At 36.6% G+C, this 22,503-nt stretch carries 25 protein-coding genes and 1 pseudogene; 21 read left to right on the top strand and 5 right to left on the bottom strand.

Translation table 11 applies throughout. From position 1 onward, the window contains the following. The first annotated feature begins 56 nt into the window (after positions 1 to 56). From modD to rpsO, 6 genes are all read left to right on the top strand, one after another. Positions 57 to 902, top strand: a complete 846-nt coding sequence (gene modD, locus ABW51_RS03280; protein WP_053465550.1) for a ModD protein — start codon at positions 57 to 59, stop codon at positions 900 to 902. 67 nt (positions 903 to 969) lie between these two features. Then, complete coding sequence (molA, locus tag ABW51_RS03285; protein WP_053465551.1) at positions 970 to 2,025, top strand: molybdate ABC transporter substrate-binding protein MolA; 1,056 nt, start codon at positions 970 to 972, stop codon at positions 2,023 to 2,025. Then, entirely contained in the window at positions 2,012 to 3,025 is a 1,014-nt protein-coding gene (gene molB, locus ABW51_RS03290; protein WP_053465552.1) for a molybdate ABC transporter permease MolB, read from the top strand. Before molA ends, molB begins: the two co-directional genes overlap by 14 nt. Further along, positions 3,018 to 3,779, top strand: a complete 762-nt coding sequence (locus tag ABW51_RS03295) for an ABC transporter ATP-binding protein (protein WP_053465553.1) — start codon at positions 3,018 to 3,020, stop codon at positions 3,777 to 3,779. The genes molB and ABW51_RS03295 overlap by 8 nt, the downstream gene beginning before the upstream one ends. Positions 3,780 to 3,788: 9 nt before the next feature. Then, the gene (locus tag ABW51_RS03300; RefSeq protein ID WP_053465554.1) at positions 3,789 to 4,568 is read left to right on the top strand and encodes a substrate-binding domain-containing protein; all 780 of its coding nucleotides are present in this window, start codon (positions 3,789 to 3,791) and stop codon (positions 4,566 to 4,568) included. Positions 4,569 to 4,674: 106 nt separating this feature from the next. Beyond that, positions 4,675 to 4,944 (top strand): 30S ribosomal protein S15, encoded by a 270-nt coding sequence (rpsO, locus tag ABW51_RS03305; RefSeq protein WP_005628925.1) that lies wholly within the window; start codon positions 4,675 to 4,677, stop codon positions 4,942 to 4,944. A 140-nt stretch (positions 4,945 to 5,084) separates the two neighbouring features. On the opposite strand, the gene ABW51_RS10525 is transcribed toward rpsO, so the two are convergent. From ABW51_RS10525 to dacB, 3 genes and pseudogenes are all read right to left on the bottom strand, one after another. Further along, on the bottom strand, positions 5,085 to 5,300 hold the full coding sequence (locus tag ABW51_RS10525; protein WP_442902633.1) for a p-loop containing nucleoside triphosphate hydrolase: 216 nt from the start codon (positions 5,298 to 5,300) through the stop codon (positions 5,085 to 5,087). A 44-nt stretch (positions 5,301 to 5,344) separates the two neighbouring features. Continuing rightward, a pseudogene (locus ABW51_RS10530) lies at positions 5,345 to 5,626 on the bottom strand (ABC transporter ATP-binding protein/permease); the annotation flags it as partial. A 68-nt stretch (positions 5,627 to 5,694) separates the two neighbouring features. Then, the gene (gene dacB, locus ABW51_RS03315; protein WP_053465555.1) at positions 5,695 to 7,134 is read right to left on the bottom strand and encodes a serine-type D-Ala-D-Ala carboxypeptidase; all 1,440 of its coding nucleotides are present in this window, start codon (positions 7,132 to 7,134) and stop codon (positions 5,695 to 5,697) included. Positions 7,135 to 7,297: 163 nt separating this feature from the next. Between dacB and greA the strand changes: the two genes are divergently transcribed. Continuing rightward, positions 7,298 to 7,774: a transcription elongation factor GreA gene (greA, locus tag ABW51_RS03320; protein ID WP_005637913.1), complete on the top strand. Its 477-nt coding sequence runs from the start codon at positions 7,298 to 7,300 to the stop codon at positions 7,772 to 7,774. A gap of 38 nt (positions 7,775 to 7,812) precedes the next feature. Here greA and yhbY read toward each other — a convergent pair whose 3' ends face one another. Next, on the bottom strand, positions 7,813 to 8,112 hold the full coding sequence (yhbY, locus tag ABW51_RS03325) for a ribosome assembly RNA-binding protein YhbY (RefSeq protein ID WP_053465556.1): 300 nt from the start codon (positions 8,110 to 8,112) through the stop codon (positions 7,813 to 7,815). 126 nt (positions 8,113 to 8,238) lie between these two features. Here yhbY and rlmE point away from each other — a divergent pair, with 126 nt between their 5' ends. The 10 genes from rlmE (at position 8,239) to bioD (ending at position 19,119) form a co-directional block, all read left to right on the top strand. Beyond that, positions 8,239 to 8,868 carry a 23S rRNA (uridine(2552)-2'-O)-methyltransferase RlmE gene (rlmE, locus tag ABW51_RS03330; protein ID WP_005637911.1) on the top strand — a complete coding sequence of 210 codons (630 nt, stop codon included), beginning with the start codon at positions 8,239 to 8,241 and terminating at the stop codon, positions 8,866 to 8,868. Between the two features lie 89 nt (positions 8,869 to 8,957). Beyond that, positions 8,958 to 10,865 (top strand): ATP-dependent zinc metalloprotease FtsH, encoded by a 1,908-nt coding sequence (gene ftsH, locus ABW51_RS03335; RefSeq protein WP_053465557.1) that lies wholly within the window; start codon positions 8,958 to 8,960, stop codon positions 10,863 to 10,865. Between the two features lie 134 nt (positions 10,866 to 10,999). Further along, positions 11,000 to 11,932, top strand: a complete 933-nt coding sequence (locus tag ABW51_RS03340) for a hypothetical protein (protein ID WP_053465558.1) — start codon at positions 11,000 to 11,002, stop codon at positions 11,930 to 11,932. After that, entirely contained in the window at positions 11,896 to 14,523 is a 2,628-nt protein-coding gene (locus ABW51_RS03345; protein ID WP_053465559.1) for an autotransporter outer membrane beta-barrel domain-containing protein, read from the top strand. The genes ABW51_RS03340 and ABW51_RS03345 overlap by 37 nt, the downstream gene beginning before the upstream one ends. 145 nt (positions 14,524 to 14,668) lie before the next feature. Beyond that, a complete protein-coding gene (gene folP, locus ABW51_RS03350) occupies positions 14,669 to 15,496 on the top strand; it encodes a dihydropteroate synthase (protein WP_053465560.1) in 828 nt (275 codons plus the stop codon). 35 nt (positions 15,497 to 15,531) lie between these two features. Beyond that, entirely contained in the window at positions 15,532 to 16,866 is a 1,335-nt protein-coding gene (gene glmM / locus ABW51_RS03355) for a phosphoglucosamine mutase (RefSeq protein ID WP_053465561.1), read from the top strand. A 62-nt stretch (positions 16,867 to 16,928) separates the two neighbouring features. Then, positions 16,929 to 17,426 carry a phosphohistidine phosphatase SixA gene (gene sixA, locus ABW51_RS03360; protein WP_053465562.1) on the top strand — a complete coding sequence of 166 codons (498 nt, stop codon included), beginning with the start codon at positions 16,929 to 16,931 and terminating at the stop codon, positions 17,424 to 17,426. 86 nt (positions 17,427 to 17,512) lie between these two features. After that, positions 17,513 to 17,947, top strand: a complete 435-nt coding sequence (locus ABW51_RS03365) for a hypothetical protein (RefSeq protein WP_053465563.1) — start codon at positions 17,513 to 17,515, stop codon at positions 17,945 to 17,947. A gap of 75 nt (positions 17,948 to 18,022) precedes the next feature. After that, positions 18,023 to 18,289, top strand: a complete 267-nt coding sequence (locus ABW51_RS03370; RefSeq protein ID WP_053465564.1) for a YcgL domain-containing protein — start codon at positions 18,023 to 18,025, stop codon at positions 18,287 to 18,289. A gap of 101 nt (positions 18,290 to 18,390) precedes the next feature. Next, positions 18,391 to 19,119 (top strand): dethiobiotin synthase, encoded by a 729-nt coding sequence (gene bioD / locus ABW51_RS03375; RefSeq protein ID WP_005631588.1) that lies wholly within the window; start codon positions 18,391 to 18,393, stop codon positions 19,117 to 19,119. Positions 19,120 to 19,204: 85 nt separating this feature from the next. On the opposite strand, the gene metF is transcribed toward bioD, so the two are convergent. Then, the gene (gene metF / locus ABW51_RS03380) at positions 19,205 to 20,086 is read right to left on the bottom strand and encodes a methylenetetrahydrofolate reductase (protein ID WP_053465565.1); all 882 of its coding nucleotides are present in this window, start codon (positions 20,084 to 20,086) and stop codon (positions 19,205 to 19,207) included. A 310-nt stretch (positions 20,087 to 20,396) separates the two neighbouring features. Here metF and rplM point away from each other — a divergent pair, with 310 nt between their 5' ends. The 4 genes from rplM to ABW51_RS03400 all read left to right on the top strand — a co-directional run bounded on the left by rplM (position 20,397) and on the right by ABW51_RS03400 (position 22,497). Further along, on the top strand, positions 20,397 to 20,825 hold the full coding sequence (rplM, locus tag ABW51_RS03385) for a 50S ribosomal protein L13 (RefSeq protein ID WP_053465566.1): 429 nt from the start codon (positions 20,397 to 20,399) through the stop codon (positions 20,823 to 20,825). A gap of 16 nt (positions 20,826 to 20,841) precedes the next feature. Then, a complete protein-coding gene (gene rpsI, locus ABW51_RS03390; protein ID WP_005631594.1) occupies positions 20,842 to 21,234 on the top strand; it encodes a 30S ribosomal protein S9 in 393 nt (130 codons plus the stop codon). Between the two features lie 172 nt (positions 21,235 to 21,406). Then, positions 21,407 to 22,045, top strand: a complete 639-nt coding sequence (gene sspA, locus ABW51_RS03395) for a stringent starvation protein SspA (protein ID WP_053465567.1) — start codon at positions 21,407 to 21,409, stop codon at positions 22,043 to 22,045. Next, positions 22,045 to 22,497, top strand: coding sequence for a ClpXP protease specificity-enhancing factor (locus tag ABW51_RS03400; protein WP_053465568.1), 453 nt, complete (start codon positions 22,045 to 22,047; stop codon positions 22,495 to 22,497). The genes sspA and ABW51_RS03400 overlap by 1 nt, the downstream gene beginning before the upstream one ends. Positions 22,498 to 22,503 lie beyond the last annotated feature (6 nt).

Genomic DNA, 22,503 nt, shown 5'->3' on the forward strand with positions numbered 1-22,503 from the left:
TCGTTTTGAAGTAACAGGTTTATTTATATCAAGGACAACTAATTTGAGGAGTTACGATGATTTATTTTTCAGATAAAGAATTGGATGATTTATTGCTTGAGGATATTTATCGTGGTGATTTAACCACTCATGCCCTTGGTATTGAAAATATTCCGGCGAAAATTCTTTTTAAGCGGAAAAATGCAGGGATTGTGGCGGGTGTTTCTGTTGCGGAAAAATTATTAAAAAAACTGGATATTCAACCGCACTTATATGTAAAAGAAGGGGAGTGGGTTGAATCAGGTGCTTTGTTGATCAGTGCGGAAGGAATGTCTGAACAATTACATCAAGCTTGGAAAGTGGTGCAATTGGTACTTGAATGGTCATGTGGGGTTGCCCAATATACGGCAGAAATGATAGCCAATGCCAAAGTGATTAACTCAAATGCTGTTGTGGCTTGTACGCGTAAAAGTATTCCTAATACGCGTAAACTTGCGACAAATGCTGTATTAGCAGCTGGTGGACATATTCATCGACAAGGCGTTAGCGAAACTCTTTTGGTTTTTACTAATCATCGAAATTTACTTTCTGATCCAAATGATTGGACGAAAATTGTGGATAGATTACGTCAAGAAGCACCTGAAAATAAAATAACTTTAGAAGCAGATAATTTTGCTCAATTTGAGCAAATGTATGTAGCAGAGCCTGATATTATTCAACTTGATAAATGGTCATTAGATGATGTGAAAAAGGCTTTAGATCTACTTCACTCAAAACAGAAAGATATTCTGCTTTCTGTCGCTGGAGGAGTAAATAAAAATAATGTATCAGATTACGCCAAATTAGGTATTCGTTTATTTATTACTTCTGCACCTTATTATGCACCACCAGAGGATATAAAAGTGGTGATTGAAAAGATATAAGTATAGAGTTTATCATTATATAAATAAGTGTATAATGATGCTTTCTTACTTAAAATAAGGATGTGCTATGAAACTTAAATCATTGTTAATTGCCGGCTTGCTCGGTTCCCTTTCTTTTTCAGCATTAGCTGATCGCATTATCACAGACCAACTCGATCGAAAAGTGACAATTCCCGATCACATTAATAGAGCTGTGGTGTTACAGCACCAAACTTTGAATATTGCTGTGCAGTTGGATGCCACAAAACAGATTGTGGGAGTGCTTTCCAACTGGAAGAAACAACTAGGCAAAAACTATGTTCGCCTTGCGCCGGAGCTGGAAAACATGGCGATGCCGGGCGATTTGAATTCCGTTAATATTGAAAGTTTGTTGGCGTTAAAACCAGATGTAGTGTTTGTGACTAACTATGCACCGCCCGAAATGATCAAGCAAATCAGTGACGTGAATATTCCTGTGGTAGCCATTTCCTTGCGTACCGGGGAAACGGGTGAGAAAGTCAAACTTAATCCAACCTTAACTGACGAAGATAAAGCTTATAATGACGGCTTAAAACAGGGCATTGAACTGATTGCCGAGGTATTTGAGAAAAAACAACAAGGCGATGAGTTAGTGAAAGCTGCCTTTGCCAATCGCAAGTTGTTGGCAGATCGCCTAAGCGATGTTCCTGCCGATAAACGTGTGCGCACTTATATGGCAAATCCGGATTTAGGCACTTATGGTTCCGGTAAATATACGGGGCTTATGATGGAACACGCAGGCTCTTATAACGTCGCGGCGGCAACCATTAAAGGTTTCAAACAGGTTTCTCTAGAAAATGTGTTGGAATGGAACCCCGCGGTGATTTTGGTGCAAGATCGTTATCTTGATGTGGTACCACAAATTTTGAATGATCAAGGTTGGGCAAATATTCAGGCGGTAAAAGATAAAAAAGTTTTGTTGATGCCGGAATATGCCAAAGCCTGGGGATACCCGATGCCGGAAGCTTTAGCGTTGGGCGAAGTATGGTTGGCGAAAGCGCTTTATCCACAACGTTTCCAAGATGTGGATTTGGATAAAATGGTGAACGATTATTACCAAAAATTCTACCGCACTTCTTACAAAGCCGACAATGCAGCTAAATAGTTACTCTAAAATTCTCTTTGGATTAACGCTGTTGCTTGTGATTACCGCCGTGATTTCTTTGGGAATCGGGCGGTATTCTTTGTCTGTACCGCAAATTGGGCAAATTCTGTGGGCAAAAGCGACCGCACTTGAGATCGATTCAGTGCAGCAACAGGTGATTTTTCAAGTGCGTTTACCTCGAATTTTAACCGCACTTTGCGTGGGTGCCGGTTTGGCATTGAGTGGTGTGGTATTACAAGGCATTTTTCGTAATCCGTTAGTGGATCCGCATATTATCGGCGTGACCTCCAGTTCAGCCTTCGGTGGCACCTTGGCAATTTTCTTTGGATTCAGTTTATACGGCTTATTTGCCAGCACTATTTTATTTGGCTTTGGCACGCTTGCCTTAGTTTTTCTGTTTAGCTTCAAATTTAATCAACGCAGCTTGTTGATGCTTATTCTTATCGGCATGATTTTAAGCGGGCTTTTTTCTGCCCTCGTCAGTCTATTGCAATACATTTCCGACACAGAAGAAAAATTGCCAAGCATTGTGTTTTGGTTGATGGGGAGTTTTGCCACCTCTAACTGGGAAAAATTCGCTTTTTTCTTTGCCCCGTTTTTGCTGTGTAGCTCGATTTTGCTCAGCTTAAGTTGGCGCTTGAATTTACTGTCTTTAGATGAGAAAGAAGCCAAGGCTTTGGGCGTGAAAGTGGCTCCATTACGTTGGTTAGCGATCTTTTTAAGCGGTTCGTTAGTGGCGTGTCAGGTGGCAATTAGCGGCAGTATCGGCTGGGTTGGGCTGATTATTCCTCATCTTAGTCGTATGCTGGTAGGCGCCAATCATCAACGTTTATTGCCTTGCACCATGCTTGTCGGTGCGACTTATATGTTGCTCGTGGACAACGTTGCGCGTTCCCTGTCCGATGCCGAAATTCCAATCAGTATTTTGACCGCACTTATTGGTGCGCCGTTGTTTGGTGTATTGGTATATAAACTAAAACGCGGAGGCATGAATGAATAAAGCGCTCTCCGTGGAAAATCTAGGTTTTTATTACCAAGCGGAAAACTTCCTGTTTCAGCAACTGAATTTTGATTTGAATAAAGGAGATATTCTAGCGATTTTAGGGCAAAACGGTTGCGGAAAAAGCACTTTGTTGGATTTGTTGCTTGGCATTCATAGCCCGATTCAGGGCAAGATTGAGGTGTATCAATCTATCGGTTTTGTGCCGCAATTCTTTTCTTCGCCTTTTGCTTATTCCGTATTGGATATCGTGTTGATGGGGCGCTCAACCCATATTAATACTTTCGCCAAACCGAAACCGCATGATTATCAAATCGCTATGCAGGCACTGGATTATTTGAATTTGACCCATTTGGCAAATCGTGAATTTGCTTCACTTTCGGGCGGACAGCGACAACTAATTTTAATTGCGAGAGCCATTGCTTCAGAATGCAAATTGATACTGTTGGATGAGCCTACTTCAGCATTAGATCTTGCAAATCAAGATATCGTATTGTCTTTACTGATGGATTTAGCACAATCACAGAAAATGACGGTCGCATTCACAACACATCAACCTAATCAAGCTGTAGCGATAACCAATAAAGCTTTATTGTTAAACAAACAAAATTATCAATTTGGTAAAACAAAGGACATTTTAACTTCAGAAAATTTGACCGCACTTTTTCATTTGCCGATGCTTGAACAACAAGCTCAATATAAAGCATCATTTTTTACGCATTTTGTTCCCTTATATAAAACACTATTAAAGTAAGGAAAACTTATGGAATCAATTACTGTTTTTAGTGCTGGGAGTTTTCAGTATGCATTGCAAGAATTGTCTGATATTTTTCGACAAATTCATCATGTAGAGATTAAAGCATTTTGTGGTCCTGCCGGAATCTTGCGTCAACAAATTGAGCAAGGGGAGAAATGTGATATTTTTATTAGTGCAAACCCTGAAAATGTATTTCAGTTAGCTGATTCTAAAACAATTTATCAAAAATTAACGATAGCGTTTAATCAATTAGCATTAACTACGCTGAATTTAGAACAATTTCGTCATAAATCTATTTTTGAATTGTTATTTGATTGCTCTTTACGCCTCGCAACATCAACACCACGTAGTGATCCTTGTGGAGATTATACTTGGCTGCTATTTGATAAAATTGAGCAATATTTCCCTAGTGAAGGGGAGTCATTGAAACGACGAGCTTTGAAATTGGTGGGCGGGACATCTTCAAACATAATTCCAAAAGGAAAAATTGCATCTCGCTATTTATTGTCAAATGGTTATGCAGATATGATGATTGGTTATTCGCACTATCAAGTAAGGTCAGAATTTGATTTAAGTGAGAGCTATGCATCTATGAATACTGACTTTAATATTGGTATAACGAATCAAGTATTCTTGACCTATATTTTCCCTGTTGAATTTGAGGTAAAAGCAGAATATGTCATGGCTTTATTAAGCAATGTTGAAAGTGCGGTTAAATTTTTTCAATTTTTAAGGTCTGATATAGCTAAACAAATCATTAAAAATCATGGCTTTTTGCTGGAATAAACCTTGCATTTGAGCTTATTCATCGCTAGAATGCAGGTTCCTTGTCATCGCTGAGTTAGAGATCGGCGAATGATGTATTAACAACACTACCTTTTAGGAGTAAAAAATGTCTCTAAGTACTGAAAAAAAAGCAGCAATCGTTGCTGAATTTGGTCGTGATGCGAAAGATACTGGTTCTTCTGAAGTTCAAATCGCATTATTAACTGCACAAATCAACCACTTACAAGCTCACTTTGCAGAGCACAAAAAAGACCACCATGGTCGTCGTGGTTTATTACGTATGGTTTCTCGTCGTCGTAAACTTTTAGACTACTTAAAACGTACTGATCTTGCTTTATACCAAAGCACTATCGCTCGTTTAGGTTTACGTCGCTAATTTTTATTACGATAGTAAAAAATCAAGCCCTCGAATCTCGAGGGCTTTTTTTATGATTTTATTTTAATTTTATAGGCGTTCTTTAGACTATCATCAAATAAACAAAATATTTGATTTATATATTCTTAACTTGCTATCTTCTAATTTTTACATAATAAATATACATCTAATTTTAGTTGTTTGTTATGAAATTGCTGTAATGTACTACGATGACCTACGCTGAGAATGATCATTTCGGGCAGACGCTCTTTAATTGTTTGGTAGAGTAAATGCTCTGTTGTTTCATCCAATGCTGAAGTCGTTTCATCAAGAAATACGACATCTGGTTTTGTGAGTAAAATACGAATAAACGCCACTCTTTGTAGTTCACTGGACGATAAAATCGCTTGCCAGTCATTAAATTCAGCTTAATTAGTGGGCGACCAATCCACACGGATATGAGTGTCGCAAAAATAATAAAAGCATAAATGAAGAAAACAACGCCTTTTTCGATATTAAATCCAAATAAAGTTAATACGCCAGAAAGTGACCATAAAATAATCGTAAATTCAATGGTCGTGAGCACCGAGTTAATCACACCTCGTACAATTTGTACGGTACTGGTAATAAATTCTCTCGCATCTTGTTCAATACGTTGATCGATATTATCTGGTAAATCTCGTTCATATTTTAGGTGATAGTATTTTTAAAAGGCTATAAAAAAACACCGCACTTTTGATGGCAAAGTGCGGTGTTTTTTAGAAGGCTTTATTAGTATTTATAGATTTCGTTATATAAGCCACTCTCAAATTGTACTAATGGGGCTCGTTTGGTTTTGCTTTCCAAATCGCCTGTTGAGTAGCCATTAATAAATTGTACAAAGGCTACTTTTTCCCCTCGAGCATTTGTCATAAAGCCGGCGAGGTTATAAACACCTTTCAAAGAACCAGTTTTAGCAATAACATTTTTTACTAATGGCGGGCTAATTAATCCACCTCGCCCACTGATCGTGCCATCTACACCTGCGATGGGGAAAGTTTCCATTAAATGTAATTTATCTTCGTTTTTGGCGATGTATTCTAAAACGGACAGCATCGTTTTTGGTGCTACAAGATTATGGCGAGACAGTCCAGAGCCATCGGCTAAGATACTGTTGCCAAAACGAACTCCCTGTTTTTGTAATATGGATTTAATCGCTAATGTGCCTAATTGAAAGGATGCTGGGCGTTTATAGTAATTGAATGCCACCGCTCGGAATAATGAATCGGCAATCTGGTTATCCGATTTTTTCATCATTTTTTTTAATAAATCGGGTAATGGTTTGGATAAATGTTTCGCTAATAGCTGACCTTGTTGTGGTTTCTGTGGCAACATGACTTTGCCATTAAACTCAATACCTAATTGTCTTAATTGTCGTTGAATAATCGCGGCTGCATAAGCATCCGTATCTTGCACAGCAAAGCTTAAGCCAAAAGGTTTAGATTGACGGGCTAAACATCCTTTTACTTGATAGCGATTATTATCGTGTACAACAACATCAAGCTGACAATAAGGCGCTTCATTGCTATCCGCTACATAAACTTGTCCGAATACTTGAATTGGAAATTGTGCAGGCACATTGATTTTTACGGTTTCACCAGGATTTTGATTGGCATCTAGTTCTGCATAAAAACAGTTGTTATCGATATTTGCCGCTGCTGGGGGAGAGTTGAAACACATGGTCAGATCGTTCCAAATCCAACCTAATCCTCGGTCGTGACTGGAAAAAACAGAGGTATCTAATACTAAATCGCCATTAATTTTTTTGATACCTTGTTTTTTTAATTCTGCAAGTAGGCTATAAAGCTGACCACTTGTGAGATCTGGATCGCCAGTGAAACGCACAATTAAGTGACCCTCTAAATTCCCATTTTGGATTTTTCCATTAGTTAAAAGTGCGGTCTCAAATTGGAATTGATCACCTAATGCAAGTTTAGCGGCAACGGCAGTAAAAACTTTTTGTGTGCTCGCAGGAAGCATAAAGGTTGAGCCATTATAATCCGCAATAATTTGATTTTGATTTATATTTTTTGCGATGAAACCTACGCTAGAGCCTTCAGGCAATTTTTGTGTTAAATCTGAAACATTAATATTGGCGAAAGTTGGCAGGCTAAAACTCACTGAAAGTAAAAAGGATCCAAGTGCGGTAGAAATTGAAGATAATTTTTTCATATTAGGTTTGTTATGGTTGCTATTTTTTTTTAGACGAACAATAATAAGCCCCGAATGAAATTGAGTAAATCATTTTCTCATTTCAAGTTTATTTTTAATAATACTGCGGCAAGATTTTAGTATTTTGCCGTGGTTTTTGTTTTATTTAGTAAAAGGAAAAACAATGCAACAAATTCCAATGACTGTGCGTGGCGCAGAACAATTACGTGAAGAATTGGATTTCTTAAAAAATGTACGTCGTCCTGAAATTATTAAAGCGATAGCAGAAGCCCGCGAGCACGGTGACTTAAAAGAAAATGCAGAATATCATGCAGCTCGTGAGCAACAAGGTTTTTGCGAAGGTCGTATTCAAGAGATTGAAGGTAAACTTGGTAATGCTCAAATTATTGATGTAACAAAAATGCCAAATAATGGTAAAGTGATTTTTGGTGCAACAGTTGTGCTTGTAAATACTGATACAGACGAAGAAGTCACTTATCGCATTGTGGGCGATGATGAAGCAGACATTAAATCGGGTTTGATTTCGGTTAATTCACCAATTGCGCGAGGTTTAATTGGTAAAGAATTAGATGATACCGTAAATATTACAACGCCTGGCGGTGTCGTTGAGTTTGATATCATTGAAGTGAATTATATTTAAATAAAAAAGTGCGGTTGAAAATAACCGCACTTTTGTTGTTATTTGCGTGGAAGCTGAATTTTTGCTTCTTCGCTTGGGCGATAAAGCACCAAAATATGCCCGATAGTTTGTACTTTTGCTGCTTTAGTTTCACGCACAATCGCATCGATAATTAGTTGTTTTGTTTCGCGATCTGCACCAGCAACTTTGACTTTGATGAGTTCGTGATAATTAAGTGCATTTTCAATTTCAGCAAGTACGCCTTCGGTTAAGCCATTTCCACCAAGCATAACGACTGGGTTAAGATGGTGCGCAAGACCTTTTAAAAATTGTTTTTGTTTGGTTGATAAGGTTGTCATAAGGATTCCTAATTAAAAAGAGCGGTTGATTTTCTCAATGTTTTTCACTGATTTCAATCAGCCTCGGCTTGAATTCGGCAGATTGTAACCAAATATAAGCAAAACTACTACCAAAAATAGAAGATTATGGGAAAGAAAAAACGTTCGGCGAGTTCTTCTCGCTGGCTAAATGAACATTTTAGTGATCAATTTGTGCAAAAAGCACATAAGCAAAAGTTGCGTTCACGCGCTTATTTTAAGATTGATGAAATTCAACAAACAGATAAATTATTTAAACAAGGAATGACTGTGGTCGATCTTGGCGCAGCACCTGGCGGATGGTCACAATATGTGGTGGGGCAAATCGGTGGCAAAGGTCGAGTGATTGCTTGTGATATTTTAGAAATGGATCCCATTGTAGGCGTTGATTTTCTGCAAGGTGATTTCCGTGATGAAAATGTTTTGAATGCTTTATTAGCGCGTGTAGGCGAAGATAAAGTTGATGTTGTGATGTCTGATATGGCACCCAATTTTAGTGGAATGCCATCAGTAGATATTCCACGCGCAATGTATTTGGTCGAGCTTGCTTTAGATATGTGTAAACAGGTCTTGGCAACCAAAGGAAGCTTTGTTGTTAAAGTTTTCCAAGGTGAAGGCTTTGATGAATATTTAAGAGAAATTCGTTCTTTATTTAATGTGGTGAAAGTGCGTAAGCCTGAAGCATCACGCGGACGCTCTCGTGAAGTATATATTGTGGCGACAGGCTATAAAGGCTAATTGCTTTGATAGCTTTTCATCGCTAATGATGTGTAGTATCTTGTAAAAAATTTTTTAACTTAGGAAAGGTAGGTTAGACTTTGAACGATATGGTCAAAAATCTGGTGCTTTGGGTGGTAGTAGCGGTCATTATGATGACAGCATACCAGAGTTTTAATTCATCTTCGGTAGATAATTCTACTGATTATACAACCTTTGTTTACGATGTAAGCAACGGACAAGTGACAGAAGCACGTTTTGATGCCAATGAAATTACGGTAACTAAAACGGATGGTTCTAAATACTCAACTGTAATGCCACCACTTGAAGACAAAAAATTGCTTGATGATTTGTTAAGTAAAAAAGTGAAAGTGGAAGGTACGCCATTTGAAAAACGTGGTTTCTTATCTCAGATTTTAATTTCTTGGTTCCCAATGTTATTCCTTGTTGGTGTATGGGTATTCTTTATGCGTCAAATGCAAGGCGGTGGCGGCAAGGCGATGAGTTTTGGTAAAAGCCGTGCCAAAATGCTGAATCAAGATCAGATTAAGGTTACTTTTGCGGATGTCGCTGGTTGCGATGAAGCAAAAGAAGAAGTGGGCGAAATCGTTGATTTCTTGCGTGATCCGAATAAATTCCAAAACTTGGGCGGTAAAATTCCAAAAGGTATTTTGATGGTAGGGCCTCCAGGTACTGGTAAAACCTTGCTTGCTCGTGCCATTGCAGGGGAGGCAAAAGTTCCATTCTTCACTATTTCTGGTTCTGATTTCGTAGAAATGTTTGTGGGTGTTGGTGCATCACGTGTACGTGATATGTTTGAACAGGCTAAGAAAAATGCACCTTGCTTAATCTTTATTGATGAAATCGATGCTGTGGGTCGCCAACGTGGTGCGGGCTTAGGCGGCGGACACGATGAACGTGAACAAACCTTAAACCAAATGCTGGTTGAAATGGATGGATTTAGCGGTAATGACGGCGTAATTGTTATTGCCGCAACTAACCGTCCAGATGTGCTTGATCCAGCCTTAACTCGTCCTGGTCGTTTTGACCGACAAGTGGTTGTTGGTTTGCCTGATGTAAAAGGTCGTGAGCAAATCTTAAAAGTGCATATGCGCAAAGTGCCTGTAGCACAAGATGTTGATGCAATGACATTAGCGCGTGGCACACCTGGCTATTCCGGTGCAGATTTAGCAAATTTAGTCAATGAAGCTGCCTTATTTGCTGCTCGAGTAAATAAACGTGCGGTAACTATGCTTGAGTTTGAAAAAGCAAAAGACAAAATCAATATGGGGCCAGAACGTCGCACTATGATTATGACGGATAAGCAAAAGGAATCAACCGCTTATCACGAAGCTGGTCACGCTATTGTGGGTTATTTAGTGCCTGAGCACGATCCTGTTCACAAAGTGACGATTATTCCTCGTGGCAGAGCGTTAGGTGTAACATTCTTCTTGCCTGAGGGCGATCAAATTAGTATTAGCCAAAAACAATTAGAAAGTAAGCTTTCTACCTTGTATGCGGGTCGTTTGGCAGAAGATTTGATTTACGGTGAAGAAAATATCTCAACGGGTGCATCAAATGATATTAAAGTAGCGACTAATATCGCGCGTAATATGGTGACGCAATGGGGATTCTCTGACAAATTAGGGCCAATTCTTTATACGGAAGATGAGGGCGAGGTTTTCTTAGGTCGTTCAATGGCAAAAGCGAAACATATGTCAGATGAAACGGCTCATGCAATTGATGAAGAAGTGCGTGCAATTGTAAATCGTAACTATGCGAGAGCAAGACAGATTTTGACTGATAATATGGATATTCTGCACGCAATGAAAGATGCGTTAGTCAAATATGAAACCATTGAAGAAGAACAAATCAAACAATTGATGAATCGTGAACCAGTCACACCGCCATCAGGTTGGGGAGAGCCGAAAACACAACAGGCTGCTTATGCAAATTCAACAACGAATGATGCAAAGCCTGAAAGTGCGGTAGAAAATACCGACGATTTTAATGTTTAACTTATCAAAGCCTTTCTTCGGAAAGGCTTTATTTTTATCAGAAATAGATAGATCTGTTCATTATTTAGGCATAGAATGATTATAACCAAACAGCAATGATTATTTTCAGGTAATGTAATTTATAAGGAGTTCACATGAAAAATAGAAGTCCATTATTTTTTTTATCGATGGTTACAATAGGGAGTCATGTTCAGGCGTTTGATGCAAATACGGATACTGTAAATAATTGGGATACTGTAGATATACATAGTCATGGTAAAAAAGTTGAGGATACATCTGATAAAATTAAGTATGAATTTAATTATAAGGACGGAGATATTATTGGTACAAAAAATTGGCAACCACATTCCGGTGGAAGTACAATAAATAAGATAATTGATGTTAGAAATAGAACATCATCAACAGATGACTTAAAAAAAGATATAACAGAAACAACAATAAAAACTCCGGGGACATTGAATATTATACATGTTGATGATGGCACTCCAATTAGCTGGCAAGATGGAGTACAGGTGTATAATTCTAATAATAAGAATGTTGAAAGATCTGAAACTATACTTAATTTTGATACAGAGCTTAATGTTGATATAACTACACATAGAAATTATTCTAGTCGTTATTATTCTATATTTAATGTTTTTGATGTTGATGGGCAAGGGAGTAGTTCTAAAGATGTAACAAAACCAGTTTCAATTGTCAATTTATTAAAGAAAACGACTGTAAAAACTACTGCACAATCTATACCAGATAATCCTAATTTAGAATTACAAGAAAGAAGGGTTAATGTATTTTTGGCTAAAAGTAATGGCGGTGGAGAATCGCATCTTACTTTTAAAGATGATTTAAAAATGGAGAGCGAATCTACTACAGATAATCTACAATTAACTGGATTCCGTTTGCAAAATGAAGGGGAGAATCGTTTTAAAACAGTTTCCACTAAAGATACTATTGATAAAGAAAATGGAGGTTCAACACTTACTTTTGAAGGAAATGTAGATAGTTTGATGACTGGAAATACGACAACACAACTATGGTTTTTATCAAACACTCAAATCGGGGGGGGGTAAAAGTTACAAGTAAAGCAGGAAAAACATTTACTTCAAAAATATTCAATACTTCTGATGATAAACAAGCCAATAGTCTTAATTTTTATTCGAGCACCACTAAAAATGGAGAGAGCAAGTTCTTATTTAATTCAAATATGAATTTAATTACTTCAAATAAGAATGGAAGTATTTGGGGTATGTTTCTTGATGCAGAAGAAAATGGTAAAAATATTTTAGAATTCAATGGAGATAAAAATGAAATAAAAACCAGTAATGATGGAACTAGTGCTTGGGTATATGGAATTAAAACTTCTTCTACAAATGGAGAAAATAATATCAAGTTAAAAAACACTAATATAACGACTAATTCTAATTATGTTGCAAGAAGTATTGAAATATCTGATGAAAATCTTGGTAAAAATAATTTTGAATTAGAGAATGCAAATATTAACACAGTAGGTAATTATTCTTATGGGATTAATATAGAAAGTAGTAATAAAAATAATGGTAGTGGAGAAAATACTATAAATTTTAAAGGAGAAAATACTTTTAATTCAACAGGAGGAAAAAGTGCTTGGGGATTTAGAATAGTAAAAAATAAAGTTAACAGAGGAGAAGGAACAAAAATAACGTCTGATCAAGATTCAACTTTAAATATAGTATCTAAGGGAAATACTGTTAGCCATGGTATTTATTTATCTCATGAAGAAGAAAATAATAAAGCCAATACTACATTTAATGGAAAAGTAAATATAGATGTTTCTACAAATGATCAAGGATATGGAGTATATCACAGCCATAAGAAACAAAATAATGTTACTAATACAGTGTTTAATAATGATACTGTTATTCGTATAAATGGTAATGGAAGAAAAATGGCAGTCTATAATGAAACTCCAGAAACTACACCAGATGATTCAAAAAGTATAATATCATTTAATAAGAAATTAACTATTGATGGAGAGCCAACAGATCCTGCATTAGTCTCTAGTGGAAAAAATGCTGAAATAACTGTTGCAGGTAAAGATGATGTAAATATATTAGGCAATATTTTTACATCAAATAAAGGGAAAGTTACTTTAAATTTATTAAATAAAAATTCTTATTTAGTAGGGCTTGCTAAGAATAATGATACTGGAATTATAGATATGAAGTTGGCTAATTCTAGTAATTGGTTAATGACTGATGATTCAAAAATAAATACATTGGATATTTCTTCTGAGGGAACAGTTCATTTTTCAAATACAGAAAATACGGCAACATTATCTGTTGATAATTTAAAAGGTAATGGTGGAATATTTAAAATGCAAGGAAATGTTCAGGCTGGAAAAACAGACTTGCTGTCTATAAAAACTAGTAGTGAAGGAAATCACTATATAGAGTTTAAAAATATGGCAGATTCCAAATCTACGGGAACGGAAGTGTTGCAATTAGTGGAAAGTTCAGGTAAGGCAAAAGACTACAAGGCGGTATTTTCATTACTTAATGAAGATAATCATGTATCGGTTCTTACAGATGATAAAAAGCCTAGCCATCCTAAAGCTGTCATAGAAAAAGGTGCATACCTATATACATTAGGTAGAGCCACTGACTCTAAAATTGTTTCTATTACTGATGCGAATGTAAATAACTGGTATCTATTCCCTTATGAGGACGATGGTAAGGGCAAATTGACGCCAGGGGCAGAAAGTAGCCTAAGTTTTAGTAACACAATCTATCAAATTAACTTATTAAATACAGAAACATTAGTTCAGCGACTTGGGGAAATCCATTTTGATAAAACAGATTTAAAACCTCATAATGCTTGGATTAAACATGTTAATGGAAAATATACAAGTTTTGCCAATGACACCATCGGTAGTTTTAGTACTCATTATTGGGGAATTAAAGCCGGTTTTGATTGGTTGAGTTTAAGAAATAATTGGGTTAATTATAATGGGATTTCGATTGAAAATCTAAATGCTTCCACATACCCTAAACGCTTTGAAGGTAAAACGAAAATATCCGGTAAAGGCATTGGTATTTATTCTACCTGGTTAAATAAAAATAATGATATTTACGTCGATTTAGTCGGTAAGATGATGCGGTATAAAGGAAAATACGACATTGTGAATTATTCTAATGAAAATATTAAATCAAATAATGCAAGTATTAATTCTTACTTATTATCTATTGAGACTGGAAAAAGATCTTATCTTTTACAGAAAAAAGAAAAAGCATTTTATATTCAACCTGAAATGCAATTGATTTATCAATTTGTAGATGATTATACACTTCATTCTTCAAATGGTTTGAAATCAATGACTAAAAATTCAAATAGTTTAATTGGACGTATTGGATTTAGAGCTGGATTAGATTTTTATGGCGATAGTGTGTTAAGCCCTTATATTAAGCTTATGTATAATAAGGAATTTTTGGGTTCTGTGGTGAATGATCTAAATACGGCTAGAATAGAAATGAATAATAAGGATGATTGGTTTAATTACGGGGTAGGTATCAGCCATGAGAATAAGAAAAAAGGAAGACAGATTTACTTGGATGTTCAGCGTTCTAATAAACATCTAATTAGACAAGATTGGCAAGTTAATTTAGGATTAAGATACAGCTTCTAATTTAACTAGTTGAGATAAATCATTCTACGTTCTATGTTAATAGCCTTTCTTCGGAAAGGCTTTATTTTTTCTTAATGATTTTTTTCTTGGGCGCATTTCGCTATAATTGCCCAACCAAAATCACTTTAAAAACTAACCGCACTTTATGAAACTTTACGCGAACAATAAATGCCTTGACTTGAGCGTGCCTAAAATTATGGGGATTCTTAATTTCACGCCTGATTCTTTTTCTGATAGCGGACAGTTTTTTAGTTTGGATAAAGCACTTTTTCAAGTTGAAAAAATGTTGGAAGAAGGGGCGACAATTATTGATATTGGTGGTGAATCTACGCGCCCTAATGCAGATGAAGTATCTGAACAAGAAGAATTACATCGTGTTGTGCCAGTAGTGGAGGCTTTGAGAAACCGTTTTGATTGCTGGATTTCTGTCGATTCCTCAAAAGCAGTTGTGATGCGTGAAGCGGCAAGTGTTGGAATGGATTTGATTAATGATATTCGTGCTTTGCAAGAGCCAAATGCGTTAGAAACGGCGGTAAAACTGGCTTTACCTGTTTGTATTATGCATATGCAAGGACAACCTCGCACAATGCAGGTAAATCCTTATTATGAAAATGTCGTGCAAGATGTATTGGCTTTTTTACAAAAACGTACTAATGAATGTCTTTCTGCTGGCATTAAAAAAGAAAACTTAATTTGGGATATGGGATTTGGTTTTGGCAAATCTGTACAGCATAATTATCAATTATTACAAAATTTGAATGAATTTTGTCAGAATGGCTATCCCATATTAGCAGGATTATCTCGCAAATCAATGATTGGTGCAGTGCTTGATAAACCTGTTGATCAAAGATTGATTGGTAGTGTGGCAGGTGCGCTTATTGCAGCACAAAAGGGTGCAAAAATTTTACGCGTACACGATGTTGCAGCAACATCAGATATGCTCAAAATTTGGCAGGCAACAGAAAATGCCTGATGGTTATAACGATAAAAAATTAAAGGATTTTTATTATGGCAAATCGTAAATATTTTGGAACAGATGGTGTGCGTGGAAAAGTAGGGTCTTATCCAATTACACCTGATTTCGCATTAAAATTAGGCTGGGCTGCGGGAAAAGTATTGGCTTCTCAAGGTTCTAAAATGGTTTTAATCGGTAAAGATACTCGTATTTCTGGATATATGTTGGAATCAGCCCTTGAAGCAGGTTTGGCTGCTGCGGGTTTATCTGCTGCATTTACTGGCCCTATGCCTACACCTGCTATTGCTTATTTAACTAGAACTTTCCGTGCTGAAGCAGGTATTGTGATCTCGGCTTCACATAATCCTTATTATGATAATGGCATTAAATTCTTTTCAGCAAAAGGGACTAAATTACCTGATGAAATTGAAGAAGCAATTGAAGCGATGTTAGAGCAACCTATGGATTGTGTGGAATCTGCCGAATTAGGTAAAGCAAGTCGTATTAATGATGCAGCAGGACGCTACATTGAGTTTTGTAAAGGCACATTCCCCGCTCATTTAGGCTTGGAAGGTTATAAGATCGTGGTAGATTGTGCAAATGGTGCAACCTATCATATCGCTCCTAACGTGTTGAGAGAGCTAGGTGCGGAAGTCATTGAAATTGGTACGGATCCAAATGGTTTAAACATTAATGAAAAATGTGGTGCAACTGATGTGACAGCATTGCAAGCCAAAGTAGTTGAAATGAAAGCTGACGTTGGCTTAGCTTATGATGGTGATGGTGACCGCATTATGATGGTCGATCATTTAGGAAATAAAGTTGATGGCGACCAAATTCTCTTTATTATTGCGCGTGAAGCATTGCGCTCAGGTCAATTAAAAGGCGGTGTCGTTGGCACATTAATGAGTAATATGAGCTTAGAGATTGCTTTGAAAATGCTTGGCGTTCCTTTCTTACGTGCAAATGTAGGCGACCGTTACGTATTGGAAAAAATGGTTGAAAATGATTGGACGCTTGGTGGTGAGAATTCAGGACATATTATCATTGCGGATAAAAATACAACTGGCGATGGCATTGTTGCGTCATTAGCTGTATTGGCGGCAATGGCACAGCATAAATTATCATTAAATGAATTAGCGAGTGCGGTTAAATTATTCCCACAAGTGTTAATCAATGTACGTTTTGCAGGTGGGAATAATCCACTTGAAAGTGACGCTGTAAAATCTGTTGCCGCAGACGTTGAAAAACGTTTAGAAGGTAAAGGGCGTATTTTATTACGTAAATCGGGTACGGAGCCACTTATTCGCGTTATGGTGGAATGCCAAGATGCAGCACTTGCACAACAATGTGCAGAAGAAATTGCAGAAGCTGTGAAGAAAAATTAATTAATTTTTGACCGCACTTAATAAAGTGCGGTTTATTTTTATAAAGTTTTTAGGAAAGCAAAATGAATATTTTTATTATGCGTCATGGCGAGGCTGAAGTAATGGCTAATAGTGATAAGGCTCGTCGCTTAACTGCTTATGGTATTAAACAAGCTTTTTCTCAAGGAGAATGGTTAAAACAGCATTTAAGCACGCTAGTAATTAATTCACTAGACCGTATTTTAGTGAGCCCTTATGTCAGAGCTCAAGAAACTTTTTATCAAGTTAATCAAGCTTTTGATTTTGCGTTAGAAAATAGCGTTGAAACTTGGGAGGGGATTACGCCTTATGGATATGCGCATTCCGTAATTGATTATTTAGAAGTACTAAAAGATGAAGGTGTTAAATCTGTATTGATTATTTCCCATTTGCCCTTAGTGGGAGAAATTGTTGCTGAATTGTATGGAAAACGAAATCCAATACCATTTTATCCTGCAACCATTGCTCAATTATTATGGGATGGTAATAAATCAGAAATATTGATGCATCAAGCATCTAGAGAAATTCATAAGATTGATTAAATCTAAAACATATTTCTTTTAATAAAATTTCCGTAAACTACGCCACATCAAAGCAATAGGGCTTTGCCGTAATCAAGATTTATTCTATGGAGAAAATTATGAAAAAATTAACACTAGCATTAGTTTTAGGTTCAGCTTTAGCGGTAACTGGTTGTTTCGATAAAGAAGAAGCTGCACAAAAAGTTGACGCAGCTAAACAAGCAGCAACATCAATGGTTTCTGAAGCAAAAGACGCAGCAACTAATGCTGTTGCTGATGTTAAAGATGCAGCTAAACAAGCTTCAACTGAAGTGAAAAACACTGCAGTAGAGAAAGCTGCTGAAGTTAAAGATGCAACAATGGCACAAGTTGAACAAGTAAAAGATGCTACAGCAGCTAAAGTTAGCGAAATGAAAGACGCTGCGTCATCAAAAATGGATGCGATGAAAGATGCTGCTACTTCTAAAATGACTGAAGTTAAAGATGCAATTTCTGAAAAAGCAACTCAAGCAGCTGATGCAGTAAAAGAAGCTGCAAAATAATGCTTTAATCAATTTAAATGATAAAATCCCTGTTAAAGAAATTTAATAGGGATTTTTTATTTAGGAAAACAAAATATGTTATGTGCAATTTATAAAAGTAAAAAGAAACCGGGATGCTATCTGTATATTGCGAAAAGAGAGGATTTTTCTCAAGTACCAGAAGTGTTACTGAGCCACTTTGGAAAACCAGAATTAGTCATGATGTTTAATTTACTTGGAAGCAAGTCGCTACATAATGTAGATAGTCATGAGGTATTGGAAAAAATTAAACAACAAGGATTTTATTTGCAAATACCAAAACAAGATGATGGTTTATTTAATAGCTTGAGTGAGATCAAATAAATTGTTTATTTTTGATACGAAAAAGAGAAAATTTGCGTTATCTCAAATTTTTAAAGGAAAAAGTCTTTTAAAATCCACTGCACTTTTTAAAGGAGAGAAAAATGAGTAGCTTTTTTGTTGCGGGGACAGATACAAATGTGGGAAAAACCACGGCAACCCGCGCGATTATTCAAGCCTTGCAAAAACAAGGTGTACAAGTGGTGGGTTATAAACCCATTGCTTGTTGCGGTGAGGAAAGTATTTACCCAGCGATGCAAGAAGAAAATACATCAGATTATGATAATTTATCAAATTCAGATGTATTAACATTAATGGATTCAACCAAAGAAAATGTGTCCTACAAGGATATTAATAGTTATACCTTTAGCCATAGCGCACCGATGCTGACACAAGATAGGACGCGTATTAAGTTAGATAAAATTAATCATGATTTAACTCGATTAAATCAAAATTATCAGTCTGTGGTGGTTGAGGGTTCCTTTGGTTTAATGACTCCAATGGCAGAAGGAAAAAGTTTTGCTGATTGGGTTGCACAACGAAAAATGCCTGTGGTTCTTGTGGTTGGTATTAAAGATGGTTGTGTGAATCACGCGTTGTTAACTGTGCAAGCAATTCAACAGCTAGGCGTGCCGCTATTGGGCTGGATAGCTAACCGTGTTAATCCATTATTAAGCCATTATGCAGAAATTGTTGATTTGCTTGTTGAGCATATTGATGCGCCGCTTTTAGGTAAAATTCCTTATTTGCATAAACCAGAAGAGCAAGAATTGGGACATTATTTGACGGATATTGATCGATTAATGTATATGCAAACAGAGTTAGTCAAATAATAAAGTGCGGTTAAAGTTTTTTATATTTAAATAAGGGCGTAAATAACGCCCTTATTTCATGGAAGAAAAATACCTTATCTTTAAGTTATTCAGGTCTTACACCTAACATATGACAAATTGCATAAGTTAGTTCACTACGATTTAGCGTATAGAAATGGAAGTCATTCACTCCTTCACGAGATAAAATTTTCACCATATCCATCGCAACACTTGCAGCTACAAGATTACGAGTAGTTTGATCATCGTCTAATCCTTCATAAGCGTTAACAAGCCATGCAGGAATTTTTACATTAGTGAAAGAAGCCATTTTTTGTAATTGCTTAAAGTTAGTTACAGGTAAAATGCCCGGCACGATTTCAGTATCAATACCAATTGATGCACAACGATCACGGAAGCGAAGGTAGTTTTCAATATCAAAGAAAAATTGAGTGATAACATGATTTGCACCCGCATCAATTTTACGTTTCAAATTGATTAAATCTGCTTGTGCTGATTTTGCTTCTGGATGAACTTCTGGATAAGCTGCTACAGAAATATCAAAATCAGCGACAGAGCGGAGTAATTCCACAAGATCTGACGCATAAAATGGTTTTTTAGCATATCCTTTAGGTTCGTCACCGCGTAACGCAACGATGCGACGAATACCACTGTCCCAGTAATCTTTAGCAATTTGTTTTAATTCTTCAGGTGTGGCATCAATACCAGTTAAATGCGGAGCCGCTTCTAATCCAGTTTCTTGTTTGATTGCTTTTACAATGCTATGAGTGCGGTCACGTTCTCCAGAGTTTGCGCCGTAAGTAACAGAAACGAATTTAGGTTTTAACACTTTTAAACGATGAATCGAATCCCATAAAAGCGTTTCCATTTTTTCATTTTTTGGTGGGAAAAATTCAAAAGAAACATTAATTTTTTTATTGAAGTCAGCGATGTGCTGGTTAAGCGTGTCAATTTCTTTAGCGTAGCTCATAAAAATTCCTATAGCTAGTATGATGATATTTGAGTTAACAATAAAATAACTTTATGTATGAGTCAATTTTAATAAATTCATTAAAAACATTAATTTAGTTAATGTAAATAGGTTTCATCAAAAATACTAAAATATTGCATAAAAAATTAGCATTCATGAAATAAATATGTATAATACACCGACCCTGTAAATGTGCGAATTCCCATCGTACATTATTTTATCGAGATCTCACTCGAAGGGGTGGCGATTAAGATCAATGGTTGTGTTCGTAAGAACACTGGGTATCAAACTAATTTTTGGTAATTAATTAATGAAAACTTTTGTAGCAAAACCAGAAACGGTTAAACGCGACTGGTACGTAGTAGATGCGACAGGTAAAACTTTAGGTCGTTTAGCGACTGAATTAGCACGTCGTCTTCGTGGTAAACACAAGGCTGAGTACACTCCATACGTAGATACTGGTGATTACATCATCGTTATCAACGCAGACAAAGTGGCAGTAACTGGTCGTAAAGAAACAGATAAACTTTACTACTGGCACACTGGCTATGTAGGTGGTATTAAACAAGCGACTTTCAAAGAAATGATCGCTCGCCGTCCTGAAGCAGTGATTGAAATTGCGGTTAAAGGTATGTTGCCAAAAGGTCCATTAGGCCGTGCAATGTTCCGTAAATTAAAAGTGTACGCGGGTGCTGAACACCAACACGCTGCACAACAACCACAAGTATTAGATATTTAATCACGAGGTTTAGAAAATGGCAGAGAATCAAAACTACGGCACAGGTCGCCGCAAAAGCTCTTCAGCTCGTGTATTTATCAAACCGGGCAGTGGTAAAATCACTATCAACCAACGTGAATTAGACGTTTACTTCGGCCGTGAAACTGCGCGCATGGTAGTACGTCAACCATTAGAATTGGTTGAGTTAACTGATAAATTAGACCTATACATCACTGTTAAAGGTGGTGGTATTTCTGGTCAAGCGGGTGCAATCCGTCACGGTATCACTCGTGCATTGATGGAATACGATGAAACATTACGCCCAGCACTTCGTGCAGCTGGTTTCGTTACTCGTGACGCACGTCGCGTTGAACGTAAAAAAGTGGGTTTACACAAAGCACGTCGTCGTCCACAATACTCAAAACGTTAATTTTTATTTTCGTTTTGAAAAAGAAAAGCAGAGAGAAATCTCTGCTTTTTTGTTATCTAACTTATTGATTATAAAACAATAAAAAAGAATTATTTGGCAAATGACTTACGCTTTGTGGTAGAATACACACCCTTATAAAATATAGAATATTTTTGGATCTTCGGAGGAATAAATGTCCAGCGCATCAAGTAAACGTTCAGTAATGACCCTTTTTTCAAATAAAGATGATATTTACTGTCATCAGGTAAAAATTGTTTTAGCTGAAAAAGGTGTACTTTATGAGAACGAAGAAGTTGATTTGCAAGCATTACCAGAAGATTTAATGGAATTAAATCCGTATGCTACGGTGCCTACGTTAGTTGATCGTGATCTTGCTTTGTTTAGTTCACGAATTATTATGGAATATCTTGACGAGCGTTTTCCGCATCCACCATTAATGCAAGTGTATCCAGTTTCTCGAGCAAAAGATCGTCTTTTGATGTTACGAATTGAACAAGATTGGTATCCAACTCTCAAGAAAGCAGAAAATGGTACAGAAAGTGAAAAAGCTGAAGCTCTTAAACAATTAAAAGAAGAACTTTTAGCGATTACACCAGTTTTCCAGCAAACACCTTATTTCATGAATGAAGAGTTTGGTTTAGTGGACTGTTATGTTGCGCCATTATTATGGAAATTAAAACATTTAGGCGTAGAATTTACAGGTCCAGGTAGTAAACCGATTAAGGGATATATGGATCGTGTATTTAGTCGAGATTCATTCTTGCAGTCTGTAGGTGAAGCTGCACCAAAAAATTTAATGGATGATAAATAATGGAATACAAAGCTTCTCCTAAGCGCCCTTATTTATTACGCGCCTATTATGATTGGCTAGTAGATAATAGTTTCACGCCTTATTTAGTTGTTGATGCGACTTACTTAGGTGTGAATGTTCCTGTCGAATATGTAAAAGATGGGCAGATTGTATTGAACTTGTCTGCCAATGCTACGGGCAATTTACAACTGACAAATGATTTCATCCAGTTTAATGCTCGATTTAAAGGTGTTTCTCGTGAACTGTATATTCCAATGGGCGCAGCGCTTGCGATCTATGCTCGTGAAAATGGTGATGGCGTGATGTTTGAGCCAGAAGAGGTTTACGATGAACTTAATTCTGAGCCAGATACTGAACAACCAACTGGTTTTCATGAGGCTGTAGATAGTCCTAGAAAACGAGAAGAAAAAAAGAAAACAAAATCAGCTTCTCATTTAAGAATTGTTGATTAAGAAAAA

The sequence above is a fragment of the Haemophilus sp. C1 genome (assembly GCF_001276515.1).
GTDB lineage: Bacteria > Pseudomonadota > Gammaproteobacteria > Enterobacterales > Pasteurellaceae > Haemophilus.

What these genes read in the sequence shown, in the direction of transcription:
- modD (WP_053465550.1), top strand. Translation starts at nt 57, where the DNA reads ATGATTTATTTTTCAGATAAAGAATTGGATGATTTATTGCTTGAGGAT.
- molA (WP_053465551.1), top strand. Translation starts at nt 970, where the DNA reads ATGAAACTTAAATCATTGTTAATTGCCGGCTTGCTCGGTTCCCTTTCT.
- molB (WP_053465552.1), top strand. Translation starts at nt 2,012, where the DNA reads ATGCAGCTAAATAGTTACTCTAAAATTCTCTTTGGATTAACGCTGTTG.
- ABW51_RS03295 (WP_053465553.1), top strand. Translation starts at nt 3,018, where the DNA reads ATGAATAAAGCGCTCTCCGTGGAAAATCTAGGTTTTTATTACCAAGCG.
- ABW51_RS03300 (WP_053465554.1), top strand. Translation starts at nt 3,789, where the DNA reads ATGGAATCAATTACTGTTTTTAGTGCTGGGAGTTTTCAGTATGCATTG.
- rpsO (WP_005628925.1), top strand. Translation starts at nt 4,675, where the DNA reads ATGTCTCTAAGTACTGAAAAAAAAGCAGCAATCGTTGCTGAATTTGGT.
- dacB (WP_053465555.1), bottom strand. Translation starts at nt 7,134, where the DNA reads ATGAAAAAATTATCTTCAATTTCTACCGCACTTGGATCCTTTTTACTT.
- greA (WP_005637913.1), top strand. Translation starts at nt 7,298, where the DNA reads ATGCAACAAATTCCAATGACTGTGCGTGGCGCAGAACAATTACGTGAA.
- yhbY (WP_053465556.1), bottom strand. Translation starts at nt 8,112, where the DNA reads ATGACAACCTTATCAACCAAACAAAAACAATTTTTAAAAGGTCTTGCG.
- rlmE (WP_005637911.1), top strand. Translation starts at nt 8,239, where the DNA reads ATGGGAAAGAAAAAACGTTCGGCGAGTTCTTCTCGCTGGCTAAATGAA.
- ftsH (WP_053465557.1), top strand. Translation starts at nt 8,958, where the DNA reads ATGGTCAAAAATCTGGTGCTTTGGGTGGTAGTAGCGGTCATTATGATG.
- ABW51_RS03340 (WP_053465558.1), top strand. Translation starts at nt 11,000, where the DNA reads ATGAAAAATAGAAGTCCATTATTTTTTTTATCGATGGTTACAATAGGG.
- ABW51_RS03345 (WP_053465559.1), top strand. Translation starts at nt 11,896, where the DNA reads ATGGTTTTTATCAAACACTCAAATCGGGGGGGGGTAAAAGTTACAAGT.
- folP (WP_053465560.1), top strand. Translation starts at nt 14,669, where the DNA reads ATGAAACTTTACGCGAACAATAAATGCCTTGACTTGAGCGTGCCTAAA.
- glmM (WP_053465561.1), top strand. Translation starts at nt 15,532, where the DNA reads ATGGCAAATCGTAAATATTTTGGAACAGATGGTGTGCGTGGAAAAGTA.
- sixA (WP_053465562.1), top strand. Translation starts at nt 16,929, where the DNA reads ATGAATATTTTTATTATGCGTCATGGCGAGGCTGAAGTAATGGCTAAT.
- ABW51_RS03365 (WP_053465563.1), top strand. Translation starts at nt 17,513, where the DNA reads ATGGAGAAAATTATGAAAAAATTAACACTAGCATTAGTTTTAGGTTCA.
- ABW51_RS03370 (WP_053465564.1), top strand. Translation starts at nt 18,023, where the DNA reads ATGTTATGTGCAATTTATAAAAGTAAAAAGAAACCGGGATGCTATCTG.
- bioD (WP_005631588.1), top strand. Translation starts at nt 18,391, where the DNA reads ATGAGTAGCTTTTTTGTTGCGGGGACAGATACAAATGTGGGAAAAACC.
- metF (WP_053465565.1), bottom strand. Translation starts at nt 20,086, where the DNA reads ATGAGCTACGCTAAAGAAATTGACACGCTTAACCAGCACATCGCTGAC.
- rplM (WP_053465566.1), top strand. Translation starts at nt 20,397, where the DNA reads ATGAAAACTTTTGTAGCAAAACCAGAAACGGTTAAACGCGACTGGTAC.
- rpsI (WP_005631594.1), top strand. Translation starts at nt 20,842, where the DNA reads ATGGCAGAGAATCAAAACTACGGCACAGGTCGCCGCAAAAGCTCTTCA.
- sspA (WP_053465567.1), top strand. Translation starts at nt 21,407, where the DNA reads ATGTCCAGCGCATCAAGTAAACGTTCAGTAATGACCCTTTTTTCAAAT.
- ABW51_RS03400 (WP_053465568.1), top strand. Translation starts at nt 22,045, where the DNA reads ATGGAATACAAAGCTTCTCCTAAGCGCCCTTATTTATTACGCGCCTAT.